Raw genomic sequence first — 16,171 nt, forward strand, 5'->3', positions numbered from 1 at the left:
ATGCAGCTGGCTGTCTGGACATATGAAGGTCCGCCGCATGTCGGCGCAATGCGCGTGGCGACAGCGATGACTGGCATGCATTACCTGTTGCATGCGCCGCAGGGTGACACCTATGCCGATCTTCTGTTTACGATGATCGAACGGCGCGGCAAGCGCCCACCGGTCACTTATACAACCTTCCAGGCGCGCGACTTGGGCAAGGATACAGCCGAACTGTTCCAGCAGGCTGCGCGCGATGCATTGGAACGGTACAAGCCGCAAGCGCTGATGGTCGGTGCCTCATGCACGGCAGAACTAATTCAGGACGATCCGGCAGGTCTTGCCGATGCCATGCGGCTTGATTGCCCGGTGATCCCGCTCGAGCTTCCAAGTTATCAGCGCAAGGAAAACTGGGGGGCGGCAGAAAGCTTCTACCAGATTGTCCGCAAGTTGGCTGATCCGGAGGTATCCGCAGGGCCAACCGAAGGGCGCTGTGCCAAAGTAAACCTGCTCGGTCCGACCGCGCTAGGCTTCCGTCATCGCGACGACGTGGCGGAGGTTCGCAAGCTGCTTGATCAACTGGGATGCGAAGTAAACCTTGTCGCTCCGCTCGGCGCGTCGCCGCAAGACATTACCCGCATTGGTGCGGCAGACTTCAACATCGTGCTGTACCCTGAGATTGGGGATGAAGCCGCGCGCTGGCTGGAGCGGGAGTTCGGCCAGAAGGCCGTGCGAACTGTTCCAATCGGTGTCGGCGCAACGCGCGATTTTATCCGCGAAGTGGCAGAGCTTGCCGGGGTTGATCCGGAGCCTGCGCTGGCAGACACAAACTCGCGTATGCCGTGGTGGAGCCGCTCTGTCGACTCGACCTATCTCACTGGCAAGCGCGTCTTCATTTTTGGCGATGCGACGCACGTTGTGGCGGCTGCTCGCGTTGCAAGCGAGGAACTGGGCTTCGAAATCTGCGGACTTGGCTGCTATAATCGCGAATTCGCGCGCGATGTGCGCGCAGCTGCCGCAAAATACGGCATCGAACCGCTAATCTCGGACGATCACTTGGAGGTCGAGGAGGCCATTTCTGCCGCTTCCCCCGAGCTGGTGCTTGGCACGCAGATGGAGCGCCATATTGCCAAGCGGCTGGGGCTCGCTTGTGCTGTGATCAGCGCGCCGGTGCATGTGCAGGATTTCCCCGCACGTCATAGCCCACAAATGGGTTTCGAGGGTGCAAATGTGATCTTTGACACGTGGGTTCATCCGTTGGTGATGGGCCTGGAAGAGCATTTGCTGACCATGTTCCGCGAAGACTTCGAATTTTCCGATGAAGCTGGTCCATCGCATCATGCCGCGCACGCATCAAAAGCGCACGTTGAGACCTCAGCGCCCGAGGAAACGCCGATCGCCGCCAATGAAGCGCAATGGACGGAAGAAGCCGAGCGCGAACTCAAGAAGATTCCATTTTTCGTGCGTGGAAAGGCCCGCCGGAACACAGAAGCATTCGCCGTTGAACAGGGGCGCGCGGCGATCGACCTCGAAACGCTCTATGACGCGAAGGCGCATTATGCACGGTAGAGGCCACCCTCCTGTGCGCGTCGCGATTGTGACGCTGGACAACCACTTGAAAGGGGCGGTAGATCGCGCCGGTGCTGAGCTGGCGGCAGACAATGTCTTGCTAAGCTTGCATGCAGCATCCGATTGGGAGCGCGAGGACGGCGCTTACAAACGTACGCTCGATGCGATCGAGCACGCGGACATCATCATTGCGACCATGTTGTTTCTGGATGATCATATCCGCATGGTTCTGCCTGCGCTGGAGGCGCGGCGCGACAATTGCGATGCGATGCTGGGCCTGATGTCAGCCGGCGAAGTGGTCAAACTCACTCGCATGGGCGGCTATGACATGAACAAGCCCGCCAAGGGCATGCTTGCCATGCTGAAAAAGCTGCGCGGTTCGAAAAAGGCGGGTGCAAGCTCTGGCGCGGGGCAAATGAAGATGCTGCGCCGACTCCCTATGATCCTGCGCTTCATCCCAGGCACCGCGCAAGACGTGCGTGCCTATTTCCTGACGTTGCAGTATTGGCTTGCCGGGTCAGATGAGAACGTCGTTGCGATGGTGCGCTGCCTGATCGACCGCTACGCTTCAGGCGACCGGCTGACGCGGCGCGGCATGACGCCAGCGGATGCGCCGGTCGAATACCCTGAAGTCGGGGTTTACCACCCGCACACACGACAGCGCATTTCGGAAAGCCTGCGCTTGCTACCGCGCAAACAGGGCAAACATGGTACAGTCGGGCTGCTGCTGCTGCGTTCGTACCTTCTTGGCCGCGACACCGGGCATTACGACGCAGCTATTGAAGCTCTCCAAAATGCCGGAATGAAAGTTGTTCCGGTCTTCGCGAGCGGGCTCGACGCACGAGCAGCGATCGAGAAATTTTTTGTCGACCGTGACGGATGCCCATCTGTCGATGCCATCGTGAATCTGACCGGGTTTTCGCTCGTCGGAGGGCCGGCTTACAATGATGCTGATGCCGCGGTCGAAACACTTTCCGAGCTCGATATCCCTTACATAGCCGCCCATGCGCTCGAGTTTCAGAGTGTCGAAGAATGGCGCGGCCGGCACCAAGGCTTGTTGCCGCTCGAAGCGACGATGATGGTCGCGATTCCAGAACTGGACGGAGCGATCTTGCCGAGCATCTACGGCGGCCGCTCGGGCAAGGGGACAGACGTCTGCGAAGGTTGCGAGCGCAAGTGCCAACTGCCGGACAATAACGGCCTTCGCGCCATGCAGGGCTGCCCCGAGCGCGCAGAAGCTTTGGCGGCCAAAGTTGTCAAATTGATAGCGTTGCGCAAGTCAAAGCGCGCACAGCGCAAACTTGCCATGGTGCTGTTCAACTTCCCGCCAAATGCAGGCGCAACCGGCACTGCCGCGTTCCTAGCGGTGTTTGAATCGCTGCATGCAACGTTGAAACGGCTCGGTGATGAGGGGTACTCGGTAGAGGTGCCTGAGACTGTCGAGGCCTTGCGCGAAGCGATCCTCAAGGGAAATTCGGAACGGTTTGGCAGCGATGCCAATGTTGCAGCGCGCATCGCGACTGACGATTATGTGCGCAGCGAACCGCATTTGGCAGAGATCGAAGCGCAATGGGGACCCGCGCCTGGTCGCCAGCAATCGGACGGGACCGGCATCCATGTGCTTGGCGCACATTTCGGCAATGTGTTTGTTGGAGTGCAACCCGCGTTTGGTTATGAAGGCGATCCTGTACGGTTGCTGTTCGACGGAACATTCACGCCGACTCACGCCTTCAATGCTTTTTATCGCTGGCTGCGCGAAGATTATGGCGCGCATGCAGTGCTTCATTTCGGTACACACGGAGCGCTGGAATTCATGCCGGGTAAGCAATCAGGCATGTCTGGCGAATGCTGGCCTGAGCGGTTGATAGGCGATCTGCCGAATTTTTATCTCTATGCTGCCAACAATCCTTCCGAAGGTATTCTGGCCAAGCGACGCTCTGGCGCGACTTTGGTTAGCTATCTCACCCCTCCACTTGCGCAGGCGGGGCTGTACAAAGGGCTGAGCGAGCTCAAAGCGAGCCATGACCGCTGGCGCACGATGGAAGAAGGTGAAGAGCGGAAGCAGCTCACAGCCTTGCTGACAGAGCAAGCGACGGATCTTGGATTTGAGAATATTGCGCTAGAAGACCTCGCCCAACAGCTCTATGAGCTTGAAAATGCACTTATTCCCAATGGCTTGCATGTGCTGGGCAAGAAACCAATCGATGCCGAGCGAGCCGACTGGCAAGCCGCGTTCGTCGAATTTGATCCTGAAGCTGACACAGAACAACTAAGCGCGCGTATTGACGCTTGTGACGAATTGGGCGGACTCATCCACGCTCTCGACGCAGGTTACGTTGCGCCTGCGCCCGGCGGCGATATCCTCGTCAACCCCGAGGTATTGCCGACCGGGCGCAACATACACGGATTTGACCCTTTCCGCATCCCCAGCCGCTTTGCGTGCGAGCAGGGTGCAGCGCAGGCAGAAGAATTGCTCTCACGGCACAGCGAAGCGGGCGAAGCTTTCCCGGAGAGCTTGGCAATGGTTCTTTGGGGCACGGACAATTTGAAGAGCGAGGGCGTGCAAGTCGCGCAAGCGCTGCGACTGATCGGTGCCCGGCCGCGGCTGGATGGCTATGGCAAGCTGGCCGGAGCTGAGCTGATCCCGCTGGAAGAACTTGGTCGCCCGCGCATCGATGTGGTGATGACGTTGTCGGGCATCTTCCGCGATCTGCTGCCGCTGCAAACGCGTATGCTGGCTGAAGGTGCGTTGTTGGCCTCGCAGGCGGATGAGCCGCTGGAAATGAACTTTGTGCGTAAGCACAGCCTAGCCCACCAAAGCACCCATCAATGCGATTTCGAGACAGCTAGCTTGCGGGTCTTCTCCAATGCCGAAGGTGCATATGGTGCGAATGTAAATCAGTTGGTCGATGGCGGCGTCTGGACCGATCCGGACGAGTTGGCGAATGCTTTCGAGACGCAAAAGGGCTTTGCCTACGGGGTAAAGGGCACGCCGGTGCAGCAGCGCGAACTCTTGCGCAGCGCTCTTGCGGAAGTGGAATTTTCGTATCAAAATCTAGAAAGCGTCGAAGTCGGCATCACTGACCTGGATCAGTATTTCGATGGGCTTGGCGGGATCAACCGATCGATCGCCCGCGCGCGCGGCAAGGAAGCGCCGATTTATATCGTCGATTCGACGCAAGGCCGCACCAAGGTGCGCACACTCGCCGAACAGATCGGCCATGAAACACAGACTCGTACGCTTAACCCCAAATGGTTCGAAGGTATGCTCAAGCATGGCTACGAAGGCGTGCGTAGTATCGAAGGCCATGTGACCAACACGATGGGTTGGTCTGCCACCACGGGCCAGGTCGAACCTTGGGTCTACCAGAAGATCAGTGAGACTTTCGTGCTCGACAGGGAGATGCGCGAGCGTCTCTCGAAGCTGAACCCCAAAAGCTCTGCAAGAGTTGCGAACCGGCTGATCGAAGCCTGCGAGCGACATCTGTGGGAGCCTGACGAAGCAACGCTCGAGGCGTTGCGCGAAGCCAATAACGACCTCGAGGATCGTCTCGAAGGCGTGATTGCGGAATGAGGATGAGACTATGAACCTGCTAGACCCCAAATCACGCTTTACCCCGCCGGATGGCGAAGGATCAATGCAGGTCCAACTCGACCCGCGAGACGAAATCAAGGGCGCGAAGGTATTTGCGGTCTATGGCAAGGGGGGGATCGGCAAATCGACTACTTCGTCCAACCTTTCAGCCGCTTTTTCAAAGCTCGGTCACCGTGTGCTGCAGATCGGCTGTGATCCCAAGCATGACAGCACATTCACGCTCACGAAGAAGCTCATGCCGACTGTGATCGATGTTCTGGAAACGGTCGAATTCCATGCAGAGGAGTTGAGGCCGGAAGACTATATGTTCGAAGGTTACAACGGTGTGATGTGTGTTGAAGCGGGCGGGCCGCCAGCTGGTACGGGCTGCGGCGGCTACGTTGTGGGGCAGACCGTGAAATTGCTGAAGCAGCACCACTTGCTTGAAGATACCGATGTGGTGATCTTCGATGTACTGGGCGACGTGGTCTGCGGCGGTTTTGCAGCGCCATTGCAACACGCCGAGCGGGCGCTGGTTGTCGCTGCCAACGATTTCGACAGCATTTTCGCGATGAACCGCATCGCCGCTGCCATCAAAGCGAAGTCCAAGAATTACGAAGTGCGGCTGGCAGGCGTTATTGCCAATCGCTCGCGTGAGACTGATGAGATTGACCGGTTCGCGGCAGCCACAGGGCTCGAGCGTCTAGCGCACTTTCGCGATGTTGATGCGATCCGTCGTTCCCGTCTCAAAAAATGCACGCTGTTCGAAATGGATGAGGCGGAGGAAGGCGTTCTGGAAGCGCAGGCCGAATACTTGCGGCTCGCGAGGATGCTGTGGGACGGCGTTGAACCGCTGGAAGCCAATCCGATGAAGGATCGCGAAATCTTTGACTTTCTGGGGTTTGAGTGATGGCAACGCATGCTCCCACTAACTACGACGCGCAGCGCGAGAAGCTGGCTGAGTATTTCGATCGTACTGCGCGCAAGGCGTGGATCGATCTGACCAGTGATGCAAAGGTTAGCGGTATCCGCGCGACTGTGCGCGCTGGGCGCGAGCGGATGCGTGATACTCTCCTTGGCTGGCTGCCTCAAGATCTGCGCAGGACGCGAATTCTTGACGCCGGCTGCGGGACAGGTGCTCTGAGCGTCGCTGCCGCATGTCGCGGCGCTGAAGTCACCGGAGTCGATGTTGCTTCAGGCCTTGTCGACATTGCCCGCGAACGTACGCCCAGCTTTATAGGGCACGGCCGAATTGATTGGCATGCGGGCGATATGCTGAATCCAGCTTTTGGCGAATTCGATCATATCGTCTTGATGGACTCGCTGATCCACTACCTAGCGGGAGATATTGTTTCGACACTTGCGCAGCTTTCCAAGCGGTGTCACGGGTCTATTGTTTTCACCTTTGCGCCGCATACAGCTGCGCTTGGCGCGATGCACAAGATCGGCAAGATTTTCCCGCGCTCGGACCGTTCGCCAGCTATCATTCCAGTTGCCGAAAGTGATCTGCGCCAGCGGCTCGCTAGCCTTTCTGGTTGGCAGATTGGACGGACGCAGCGGATTTCGAGCGGCTTTTACACTTCGCAAGCGATGGAACTGGTGAAGCTCTGATGGCGGCAAGCGATCCTCTTTTTCTGAGATGGAGCCGGGTAGCGATGACCTGGCTGCCCTTTGCGGATGCTGCGAGTATTGACTTGCCATTGTCACGTCTATTGCGGCTGTCACTGTTCCAGGTCAGTGTCGGTATGGCGACAGTGCTGCTCAACGGCACACTCAACCGCGTCATGATCGTCGAGCTGAGCGTTCCGACATGGCTGGTCGCGTTGCTTATCGCGCTGCCGCTGCTGATTGCACCACTGCGTGTGCTGATGGGTCACAAGTCAGATACTCACCGTTCGGCGATCGGATGGAAACGTGTGCCCTATATCTGGATTGGGACCACACTGCAGTTTGGCGGGCTGTCGATCATGCCCTTCGCGCTTCTGCTCTTGAGCCGTCCAGAGAATTTTACGCTCGGCATTACCGCGAGCATCGCAGCTTTCCTGCTGACAGGGGCAGGTATTCATATGACGCAAACGGCGGGCCTGGCGCTGGCAACCGATATGGCAGAGCCGGACAAGCGGCCCCGCGCAGTCGCGCTGCTTTATGTGATGCTGCTAATCGGCATGATGTTCGCAGCGCTTGTGATGGGTGCCATGCTGCGTGACTTTACTCCCACGCGATTGGTTCAGGTCATCCAAAGCGCGGCCATGTTGACGGCGATACTCAATCTGATTGCGCTGTGGAAGCAAGAGGGACGCAGCCCAGCGGTTATCTCCAAGGAAACTCCGCGACCACCGTTCAAGCAGATGTGGCGCGAGTATCTTGATCGTCCGGATACGGGCCGTCTTCTGCTTGCGATCGGGCTGGGTACCGCTGGCTTCTCGATGCAGGATGCACTGCTTGAACCCTTTGGCGGCGAGATTCTCGGCATGTCAGTGGGTGCAACCACCAGCCTGACCGGCGCGTGGGCATTTGGAGCATTGGTTGGCTTCGCGCTGGCGGCCCGTGCCCTTGGTAAGGGCCGCAACCCGCTTCGTATGGCCGGTTTCGGTGCAGTCGCCGGAATTTCCGCCTTTGCGATGGTCTTGTTTGCAGCGCCTCTGGATGCGCCTGCGCTCATTTACACCGGTGCATTGACCATAGGATTGGGTGTTGGCCTGTTTTCGGTCGGCACTCTGGTTGCCTCGATGGCGCTTGCAAAAGATGGCGGCGCTGGCTTGGCATTGGGGGCCTGGGGCGCTGTCCAGGCCAGTTGTGCGGGCTTGGGCATCGCTGCGGGCGGCCTGATCCGTGATTTTACCACAGCGTATGTGATGGCAGACGGACTGGGCGAAACACTTGCGGTTCGCTCGACCGGCTACGGCACCGTCTACGTTCTCGAAATTCTCCTCCTGCTGGGCACACTAATCGTGCTTGGTCCTTTGGTCGGGCGCGGCCGTTCGGAGGAGCTTCTGGGCCAATCGGGCCCGTTCGGACTGCAAGAGTTTCCGACATGACAGCGCGCGAAAGGATGTTGTGATGACTGACGGCAATATTGTGGGCACGATAGATGTCGCTGAATTGGCGCTTTATCTGTTTTTCCTATTTTTCCTGGCTCTGGTTTTCTGGCTAAGGCGCGAGGATCGGCGCGAAGGCTATCCGCTGGAGGATGAGATGACCGGCCTGGTCCACGGCGAAGGTGGCCCCCTGCACACGGCAAGCACGAAGACCTTCAAGCTACCGTTCGGCAAAGGCAGCGTGACTGCGCCGACCAAGGGCCGCGAGCCTGTCGATATTGCGGCGAAGCGGTTTGAAAACCATGCTGGTTCGCCAATCATCCCGACCGGGAATCCACTGAAAGACGGCATTGGCCCGGCTGCCTATGCCCAGCGCTCAGACTTCCCGGACCAATATGCCGATGGGGCATTACGGATCGTACCGATGCGAAGCGACGATCATTTCTCAGTCGCAAGCTTCATGTTCAGCCGTAATCCCGTTGGGATGAAAGTAAATGGGGCTGACGGCAAGGAAGCTGGCACCGTGACTGACCTGTGGGTTGACCGTGCAGAGAGTGTGGTGCGCTATCTGGAAATCCAGACGGGCGGTGGCAGCGTACTCGCGCCGATCACCATGGCGATGGTGCACAAGGACTCGGTTGAGATTGATGCGATCAACGCAGCCGATTTTGCAGATGCGCCTAAGCTTGCAACGCCAGGTCAGGTCACCCGGCTCGAGGAGGACAAGATCTGCGGCTACTTTGGTGGCGGCTATCTTTACGCCAATGAGGCAAGGCAGGAGCCGATCATATGATGGAATACGACGCAGAGCCGATCCGTGGACTGCCAGGCAATTTGCCTGAAGGCGAGCGGATCCTGTGGCAAGGCACGCCGGACTGGCGTGTCTTCACGCGCAGCGCGCTCTTCGGGCGATGGATCGCAGGCTACTTCGCGCTGTTGGCGTTGTGGTCCATCGCCAGCGGCGGATTTGGAGGAGCATTGGCAAGCGTGGTTGCAGGGTTCGCAACCTGCGGTCTCCTCATAGGCTTTGCGATGCTGGTCGAGAAAACGACTGTCTACACCATAACCAATCGCCGGGTTGTGCTGCGAATTGGGGTTGCGCTGAACAAATGCATCAATCTGCCATTGAAGCTGATTGGCTCTGCCGATTTGCGGCCGCTGGGCGGTGATCACGGCGATATCGCTTTGACAACGACAGAGCGGCACGGACTTGGCTATCTCATGCTGTGGCCGCATGCGCGTCCGCTGCGTTTCAGCAAACCTCAACCGATGCTTCGCGCTTTACCCAATGCTCAGGAAGTAGCGCAAATCCTCGCAGATGCTTGCGCAATGGTTACCCGCACCCAGCCAAACGAAGAATTGGCCGTACCGGGCGGCATTGAGGGGGCCGTCGCATAATGAATCAAACACTCACACCTTCGCCGCACCACTCGCATAGTCATGAAAACACTGTGCCGCGCCCAGCGCTGATCATGGCAGGCGCGCTGGTTGCGCTGTCGATTGTGCTGACCGCTACCGTATCGTTTGGCTATGTCGATCGCGAAGCGGTGCCGCAGGTCGAGCGTGCGAAAGCTGCAGTGGCTCCGGCGCAAATGCGTCAACTGCGGTTTGAAGATGTGGCAAATGGCAATGTGCGTGTCTCTGATGCGGAAACTGGTAAACTGGTCTTGCTCGTCGAGCAGGATACTCAAAGCGGAGGCTTTATTCGCGGTGTCATGCGCGGATTGGCGCGCGAGCGACGCATGTACGGGATCGGATCAGTGCCGCCTTTCGAACTGACGTTATGGCAGGATGGATCGCTGTCGCTGCACGACACGGCAACCGGACGCGATGTTGAACTGGGTGGATTTGGCAATGACAACCGTGTGGTCTTCATGGAGCTGCTCGACGGGGCAGGCGCATAATGGCGCGCAGGAGATTCAATGTCCCGTGTGAGATCGCGGTGGAGCAGAGTGAAGATCATTTTCATGCACATGTGGAACTTGCCCATGGCATCGAAATGCAGCCAGGTGACCAAGTGCTGGTCCACGGCGATCCTATCTCCATCCCTTTTGGCCGGCGCGAGGTATTTCACCGCACTGCGACCGTTACCAGAGCCGGGCCGGTTGAACGCGCGCTGACGCGCTTCGCGGCCTATTTCGATCTCAAGGAACTTTACGAAGTCAGCTTCAACCCAGGGAGGATCAAATGAACGCGCCCGCAAAGATCGACACTGCCCAGAACAATGGCATGATGACGAGCGAGGAAGCGATGGCCCTTGCGACGCAGGACACAGTGCTGACGCCGCGTTTCTATACCACCGATTTCGATGCACTTGATGCGATAGACGTTTCGTTGGTGAGAGATGAATGGGACCAGCTGATCGCGGAAATGGTCGGCGATCCCAACAAGACACACTTTCGCCACAAGAACGATTTTGCCGGGATCATTGAAGGCCTTGAGCCAAAACTACGAGCGGAATTTACCGATTTCCTCGTCAGCTCGATGACGTCTGAATTTTCCGGTTGTGTGCTCTATGCCGAGATTGCCCGGCGGACGAAGAACCCGGACGTAAAGCAGCTTTTCAAACTGCTCGCGCGCGATGAAAGTCGCCATGCCGGTTTTATCAATGAGAGCCTCAAGGATGCGGGGATCGGGGTCGATCTGAGCTTTCTGACCAAGACCAAGAAGTACACCTATTTCAAGCCCAAGTTCATCTGGTACGCGGTCTATCTGTCAGAGAAAATCGGCTATGCGCGCTATATTGCGATCTACCGGCACTTGGCAGCAAACCCTCAAAACAAGTTTCACCCGATCTTCGACTGGTTCGAGGAATGGTGCAATGACGAGTTTCGCCATGGTGAAGCCTTTGCGATGCTGATGCGAGCGGATCCCAAGCTGCTGAAAGGCCACAACAAGCTTTGGATCCGGTTCTTCCTGCTGTCGGTCTACGCCACCATGTATGTGCGTGATCACAACCGCCCGGTGTTCCACAAGGCATTGGGTATCGATCCAACCGAGTATGATTACAAGGTCTTCTCGATCTGCAATCAGATATGCCGCCAGGTCTATCCGGTCGAACTCGACATCGACAGCCCGAAATTCCGAGCTTGCATGGAAGCGCTGCGTCAGGCTGCGTTGCGGATCGAAGAAGGTAAGGCACAAGGTGGTATGGGCGGCTTTGCCAAACGCATCAGCGGTATGGCTGGTGCGGGCTTCAACTTTGCGCGCATGTATTTCCATCGAGCCAAGCGCAACACGCTGCCAGCAACAATCCGGCTGCAACCAGCATGGTAAGTTGGCAAGGCCATATCCTGCCGGTGATTGTCACTGTAGCGGTCTGGTTTCTGGCAACAGGAATGATCGCGTGGCTCGATAATCGCCAACGCGCGACTTTTCCGCGCAGCCTGCTGCTGTCAGGCGGGGTCGGTTTGGCTGGCTTGGTCGCGATCCTGTTCGCCATGCAATATGCGCAAGTCTGGGCTGTCTATCTGGCGTTCATGGGAGCGTTGATGGTCTGGTCCTGGCAAGAAATCGCTTTTCTGACAGGCGCTGCCACCGGTCCGCGGCGCGAAGAGATTTCGCCTGGCAGTACCGGCTGGCAGCGTTTTTCCGAAGCGAGTGCAACGGTGATCCATCATGAGATTGCTTTGGTCTTGTCCGCCTTGATGCTCATCACGCTGACGTGGACTGCACCAAATCAGATCGGGGCGATGACTTTTGTGTTGCTCTATACACTCCGGCTGTCAGCCAAGCTCAATATCTTTGCCGGAGTACCAAATTCGGCGACGGATATTCTGCCTGCGCATTTGTCTTATCTCAAATCATATTACGGGCCCAAGCGGTTAAGGTTAGAGTTGGTGATTTCGATCGCGGCGGTCTGCGCCTTTGCCTATTGGACCGGTTTGCGCGCGATGGAAGCGGCAGCTGGCAGTGCCGAAGCAGTGGGGGCAAGCCTGCTGTTCGCGCTCGCTGCACTTGGTGCACTCGAACATCTGTTTTTGGCGTTGCCATTTCGCGATGGCGCGCTGTGGGGCTGGGCACTGCCCAAGAGGATCACGCTGGAAGAGGAAAGTTAAGCCATGGATTTCGATGCCTTTTTCAAGGAGCAGCTTGACGAAATTCGCGAAGACGGGCGTTACCGCGTCTTCACCGATATCAAGCGGCACCGTGGGTCTTTCCCGCATGCCACACGGTTTGTCGACGATGAAACTCAGGCAGTGACTGTATGGTGTTCGAACGACTATCTCGGCATGGGGCAGCACCCGGTGGTACTGGAGGCAATGCACAATGTGCTCGACGAATGCGGTGCAGGCGCTGGCGGCACGCGCAACATTTCTGGCACCAATCATTATCACGTCGAGCTGGAACGCGAGTTGGCCGATCTGCACGGCAAGGAAGCCGCGCTGTTGTTCACCTCAGGTTACGTCTCTAACTGGGCCGGCCTGGGCACGCTCGCCTCCAAGATTCCCGGCTGCGTGGTCTTTTCAGATGCGCTTAATCATGCGTCCATGATTGAGGGCATTCGCCATAGCCGCGCACCCTATAAGATCTGGAACCACAGCGATGTTGATGATCTGGATTGTAAGCTGTCAGACTTTGGCCCGGATGTGCCAAAGCTGGTCGCGTTCGAAAGCGTCTATTCGATGGACGGCGATATCGCGCCCATCGCCGAAATTCTCGATGTGTGTGAGAAGCATGGCGCGATGACTTACATCGACGAAGTTCATGCAGTTGGCCTATACGGTCCGCGCGGTGGCGGCGTGGCCGAGCGTGAAGGTTTGATGGACCGCATCACCGTTATCGAAGGCACACTGGGTAAGGCGTTCGGCGTCATGGGCGGCTACATCGCCGGATCAGCAGATCTGGTTGATTTCGTTCGCAGCTTCGCCAGCGGATTTATCTTCAGCACTGCTTTGCCGCCGGCAGTTGCTGCAGGTGCTGCTGCCAGCATTCGGCACTTGAAGAACAGCGATGCCGAGCGCGAGCAACAGCGCGAGCGGGTGGCTGAAGTGCGCCGCAAGCTTGATATGCTCGGTATTCCGCATTTGCCGAACCCCAGTCACATCATTCCGGTAATGGTGGGGGATGCCAAGAAGTGCAAGATGATCAGTGATTGGCTGATGGATAACCACGGTATCTATGTACAGCCGATAAACTATCCGACAGTTCCGGTTGGAACCGAACGTCTACGGCTTACCCCTTCGCCTGTACACGATGACGGGGACACGGACCGCTTGATCCACGCTCTCAGTGACATCTGGTCGCAATGCGAGTTGGCGCGGGGCTCGATCGCCGCCTGAGCCTCAATCCGGTCCCCACAAAGAAAAAGAGCGCGAAGCCTATGGGCCTTGCGCTCTTTCTAATTTGTTTGAGTGGTATGGTTTAACTGCCGGTCGTCTGCAGATATGCGATCACATTGGCGCGGTCCTGGCCATCTTTCAGGCCAGCGAATGCCATTTTGGTGCCCGGAATTACGCGGCGCGGATCTTCCAGATATTGGAACATCTTCTCAGGTGTCCAAGTAATGCCGCTGTTCGCGTTGGCTTCGGTATAGTTGTAGCCATCGATGCTGCCTGCTGCACGCCCAACAATCCCCGCCAGCGATGGACCGACACGGTTCACGCCCGGCTCGACCACATGGCAAGAGGCGCACTGCATGAAGGTCTTTTCGCCCGCCGCTGCCTCGCCGGTGAAATCAGCCAGTGTGGTGCCATCGAGTGTTGCGACATCGTCAGCCGCAGGCGCTGAAGGCTCTTCAACCGCGGCTTCTTCTGCGGGAGCCACTTCTTCAGTTGTCGTTTCTTCGGTCGCGGCCGGCTCGCTCTCGCCGCCACCGCAGGCCGCAAGCAACAATGCCGATGCGCTAGCCATTAGACCAAGTTGGAGCTTCTTCATCATCTACCCTTTCCATCGTTCCAATTTCAGCCGGAACACTTTTAAATAACGCACAGCCCAGCATTTGGTGCCAAGCCTGCACAAGAATTTCTATTCGAGACAAAGTGATCCAACCATCACTCATCGACGATCATAACGCAAGCAAGCGAGCAGCGCAATTAGCTGACTTTGCTCATGCATGCATGATTGCATATCGAGATAAACGTGCGGACGAACCGATGATCTGGTTTGAACTAAGCGCGCCTTCCCACTGGGCGAGTAACATGGTCAATTCTTTTGCATTAGTGCGAACCTGCCAGACGGAAGCGTCTTTTACCGTTCTTGTAAGCCAAAGTTCTTCCTCTGCTTGAGCGGCGCGGATGGGGCCTTCATCAACTTTGGTGGATACCGCATACGCCTCACAGCAACGCTTCCATTGTGTCAGAGCGTTACTCAGAGTAGTGTTCCTACCTACCCAAGCTTTCTATCAAGCCTTGGACCCCAAACATCCCAGTTCACAGCAGGAACGTCCATGACCGAGAAAGCCAAATTTGATCTTGTCGTCTATGGTGCCACCAGTTTTGTGGGGGCAATCACAGCGGAATACATCCTCTCGAAATACGGTATCGGTGGTGATGTGAGCTGGGCCATCGCTGCTCGCTCGCCAGCCAAGCTCGCCGCTCTGAAAGAGAAATTAGGCGAAGGCGCGGCAGATTTGCCAACGCTTATAGCTAATTCGGACGAGGAGGCATCGCTTGCCGATGTGTGCGCGCAAACGCGCCTCGTTATCTCCACCGTCGGTCCATACGCGCTTTATGGAGAAAAGCTGGTCAAGGTTTGCGCGACCAGTGGCACCCACTATTGCGACCTTACAGGCGAGGTTCAGTGGATTTCCGCGATGCTGGATAAGTATGGCGAGACTGCGCGCGAAAGCGGGGCGCTGATCGTCAATTGCTGCGGCTTTGACTCAATACCAAGCGACCTTGGTACGCATTTTCTGCAGAACTATGCGACGGAGACTACCGGTGGCCCCTGCGAGACAGTCGAATTCGGGGTCGAAGCGGCCAAAGGGGAGTTCAGCGGAGGCACCGTCGCCAGCCTGCTTAATGTACTGAAGGAAGCGGGAGCCGATCCGTCCTTGCGCAAGAAGCTCGCGGACCCTTACCTTATGTGTCCTGATGACTATCACAACACAGCCAAACAACGCACAGAGGCACGTTACTACAGCGATGCGCTAAAATCATGGTGTGCGCCCTTTGTCATGGCGGGGATCAACACGCGGATCGTGCAACGCACCAACGCGCTGCAAGGCAATCGCTATGGTGAGAATTTTCGTTATTCCGAATACACGATGACCGGTGATGGCTTTCGGGGCCGCTTGGGGTCAATCGCGATGACACTGGGCATGGGTGGTTTCATGGGCGTTCTGGCTCTGCCACCTACACGCTGGCTGGCTGAAAAGTTTCTGCCAAAGCCAGGCGAAGGACCTTCGAAAGAGGTTCAGGAGGCCGGCTTTTTCAAGATCAAGCTGGCCGGCACCACCTCAAGCGGTGAGGTCGTGAGAGTGCGGGTTACCGGCGACCGAGACCCCGGATACGGCTCCACTGCCAAGATGCTTGCAGAGGCGGGGCTGTGCATTCTCGACACTGCTGAAACTGGCAAGAATGCGGGAGGGTTTTGGACCCCCGCTTCCCTCATGGGAGATGCTTTGGTAGAGCGGCTTGAGGCAAATGCAGGACTGACTTTCGAAACATTGTAACTCGCGGACACGTTTTTCGACATATCCGGATAGCGCGGCTTGGCATAGCCGCTCGTTCGGTAAAGGCTGGGCAGTTCGGTAATTGAACCTAAAGGCGGGTTCACTTTTGACTGAGCGTACCACTTAAACGGTTGCATTTAGTGTTCATGCAACCGCAATCGGTAACCGAAGGATCTCGGTGACACCTCGGGACCTGGCGAAGATATTATCACCTATGTGAGAGGTAATTGGTGCGGTCGAGAAGACTCGAACTTCCACGGGCGTTAGCCCACAACGACCTCAACGTTGCGCGTCTACCAGTTCCGCCACGACCGCACCGAGTCGAACAAAGGTTGGTAAATCCCTTTGCGAACAGGAGCGCGCCACTAGCAACCACTGTGTCGCTTCGCAAGCGTT

General features: G+C 57.3%; 14 protein-coding genes and 1 tRNA gene. 13 read left to right on the forward strand and 2 right to left on the reverse strand.

The window, feature by feature from the left end:
- The 12 genes from bchB to hemA are packed head-to-tail and all read left to right on the forward strand — an operon-like array spanning position 1 to position 13,442.
- Complete coding sequence (bchB, locus tag QQX03_RS04295) at positions 1-1,548, forward strand: ferredoxin:protochlorophyllide reductase (ATP-dependent) subunit B (protein WP_285976639.1); 1,548 nt, start codon at positions 1-3, stop codon at positions 1,546-1,548.
- The gene (locus QQX03_RS04300; RefSeq protein WP_285976640.1) at positions 1,538-5,122 is read left to right on the forward strand and encodes a magnesium chelatase subunit H; all 3,585 of its coding nucleotides are present in this window, start codon (positions 1,538-1,540) and stop codon (positions 5,120-5,122) included. Before bchB ends, QQX03_RS04300 begins: the two co-directional genes overlap by 11 nt.
- A gap of 10 nt (positions 5,123-5,132) precedes the next feature.
- Entirely contained in the window at positions 5,133-6,032 is a 900-nt protein-coding gene (bchL, locus tag QQX03_RS04305) for a ferredoxin:protochlorophyllide reductase (ATP-dependent) iron-sulfur ATP-binding protein (protein WP_285976641.1), read from the forward strand.
- On the forward strand, positions 6,032-6,733 hold the full coding sequence (gene bchM, locus QQX03_RS04310; RefSeq protein WP_285976642.1) for a magnesium protoporphyrin IX methyltransferase: 702 nt from the start codon (positions 6,032-6,034) through the stop codon (positions 6,731-6,733). Before bchL ends, bchM begins: the two co-directional genes overlap by 1 nt.
- A 44-nt stretch (positions 6,734-6,777) precedes the next feature.
- Positions 6,778-8,160 (forward strand): BCD family MFS transporter, encoded by a 1,383-nt coding sequence (locus QQX03_RS04315; RefSeq protein ID WP_349665849.1) that lies wholly within the window; start codon positions 6,778-6,780, stop codon positions 8,158-8,160.
- Between the two features lie 22 nt (positions 8,161-8,182).
- Positions 8,183-8,953 carry a photosynthetic reaction center subunit H gene (gene puhA, locus QQX03_RS04320; RefSeq protein WP_285976644.1) on the forward strand — a complete coding sequence of 257 codons (771 nt, stop codon included), beginning with the start codon at positions 8,183-8,185 and terminating at the stop codon, positions 8,951-8,953.
- Positions 8,950-9,558, forward strand: a complete 609-nt coding sequence (gene puhB, locus QQX03_RS04325) for a photosynthetic complex putative assembly protein PuhB (protein WP_285976645.1) — start codon at positions 8,950-8,952, stop codon at positions 9,556-9,558. The genes puhA and puhB overlap by 4 nt, the downstream gene beginning before the upstream one ends.
- On the forward strand, positions 9,558-10,064 hold the full coding sequence (gene puhC, locus QQX03_RS04330) for a photosynthetic complex assembly protein PuhC (RefSeq protein WP_285976646.1): 507 nt from the start codon (positions 9,558-9,560) through the stop codon (positions 10,062-10,064). Before puhB ends, puhC begins: the two co-directional genes overlap by 1 nt.
- Positions 10,064-10,351, forward strand: a complete 288-nt coding sequence (locus tag QQX03_RS04335; protein ID WP_285976647.1) for a hypothetical protein — start codon at positions 10,064-10,066, stop codon at positions 10,349-10,351. Before puhC ends, QQX03_RS04335 begins: the two co-directional genes overlap by 1 nt.
- Positions 10,348-11,436 carry a magnesium-protoporphyrin IX monomethyl ester (oxidative) cyclase gene (acsF, locus tag QQX03_RS04340; protein ID WP_285976648.1) on the forward strand — a complete coding sequence of 363 codons (1,089 nt, stop codon included), beginning with the start codon at positions 10,348-10,350 and terminating at the stop codon, positions 11,434-11,436. Before QQX03_RS04335 ends, acsF begins: the two co-directional genes overlap by 4 nt.
- The gene (puhE, locus tag QQX03_RS04345) at positions 11,430-12,218 is read left to right on the forward strand and encodes a putative photosynthetic complex assembly protein PuhE (RefSeq protein ID WP_285976649.1); all 789 of its coding nucleotides are present in this window, start codon (positions 11,430-11,432) and stop codon (positions 12,216-12,218) included. Before acsF ends, puhE begins: the two co-directional genes overlap by 7 nt.
- Before the next feature lie 3 nt (positions 12,219-12,221).
- On the forward strand, positions 12,222-13,442 hold the full coding sequence (hemA, locus tag QQX03_RS04350) for a 5-aminolevulinate synthase (protein WP_285976650.1): 1,221 nt from the start codon (positions 12,222-12,224) through the stop codon (positions 13,440-13,442).
- 82 nt (positions 13,443-13,524) lie between these two features.
- Here the strand turns inward: hemA and QQX03_RS04355 are convergent, their stop codons facing one another.
- Positions 13,525-14,040 (reverse strand): c-type cytochrome, encoded by a 516-nt coding sequence (locus QQX03_RS04355; protein WP_349665850.1) that lies wholly within the window; start codon positions 14,038-14,040, stop codon positions 13,525-13,527.
- Positions 14,041-14,548: 508 nt separating this feature from the next.
- On the opposite strand from QQX03_RS04355, the gene QQX03_RS04360 reads away from it, so the two are divergent.
- A complete protein-coding gene (locus QQX03_RS04360; protein ID WP_285976651.1) occupies positions 14,549-15,775 on the forward strand; it encodes a saccharopine dehydrogenase family protein in 1,227 nt (408 codons plus the stop codon).
- 228 nt (positions 15,776-16,003) lie between these two features.
- Here the strand turns inward: QQX03_RS04360 and QQX03_RS04365 are convergent.
- Positions 16,004-16,090, reverse strand: a tRNA-Leu gene (locus tag QQX03_RS04365).
- Between the last annotated feature and the right edge of the window lie 81 nt (positions 16,091-16,171).

Source organism: Altererythrobacter rubellus, from assembly GCF_030284385.1.
In the GTDB taxonomy this organism is placed as follows: domain Bacteria; phylum Pseudomonadota; class Alphaproteobacteria; order Sphingomonadales; family Sphingomonadaceae; genus Erythrobacter; species Erythrobacter rubellus.

Bases quoted from the DNA above. Each gene is read 5' to 3' on its own strand.
- bchB (WP_285976639.1), top strand. From the start codon at position 1: ATGCAGCTGGCTGTCTGGACATATGAAGGTCCGCCGCATGTCGGCGCA.
- QQX03_RS04300 (WP_285976640.1), top strand. From the start codon at position 1,538: ATGCACGGTAGAGGCCACCCTCCTGTGCGCGTCGCGATTGTGACGCTG.
- bchL (WP_285976641.1), top strand. From the start codon at position 5,133: ATGAACCTGCTAGACCCCAAATCACGCTTTACCCCGCCGGATGGCGAA.
- bchM (WP_285976642.1), top strand. From the start codon at position 6,032: ATGGCAACGCATGCTCCCACTAACTACGACGCGCAGCGCGAGAAGCTG.
- QQX03_RS04315 (WP_349665849.1), top strand. From the start codon at position 6,778: ATGACCTGGCTGCCCTTTGCGGATGCTGCGAGTATTGACTTGCCATTG.
- puhA (WP_285976644.1), top strand. From the start codon at position 8,183: ATGACTGACGGCAATATTGTGGGCACGATAGATGTCGCTGAATTGGCG.
- puhB (WP_285976645.1), top strand. From the start codon at position 8,950: ATGATGGAATACGACGCAGAGCCGATCCGTGGACTGCCAGGCAATTTG.
- puhC (WP_285976646.1), top strand. From the start codon at position 9,558: ATGAATCAAACACTCACACCTTCGCCGCACCACTCGCATAGTCATGAA.
- QQX03_RS04335 (WP_285976647.1), top strand. From the start codon at position 10,064: ATGGCGCGCAGGAGATTCAATGTCCCGTGTGAGATCGCGGTGGAGCAG.
- acsF (WP_285976648.1), top strand. From the start codon at position 10,348: ATGAACGCGCCCGCAAAGATCGACACTGCCCAGAACAATGGCATGATG.
- puhE (WP_285976649.1), top strand. From the start codon at position 11,430: ATGGTAAGTTGGCAAGGCCATATCCTGCCGGTGATTGTCACTGTAGCG.
- hemA (WP_285976650.1), top strand. From the start codon at position 12,222: ATGGATTTCGATGCCTTTTTCAAGGAGCAGCTTGACGAAATTCGCGAA.
- QQX03_RS04355 (WP_349665850.1), bottom strand. From the start codon at position 14,040: ATGATGAAGAAGCTCCAACTTGGTCTAATGGCTAGCGCATCGGCATTG.
- QQX03_RS04360 (WP_285976651.1), top strand. From the start codon at position 14,549: ATGACCGAGAAAGCCAAATTTGATCTTGTCGTCTATGGTGCCACCAGT.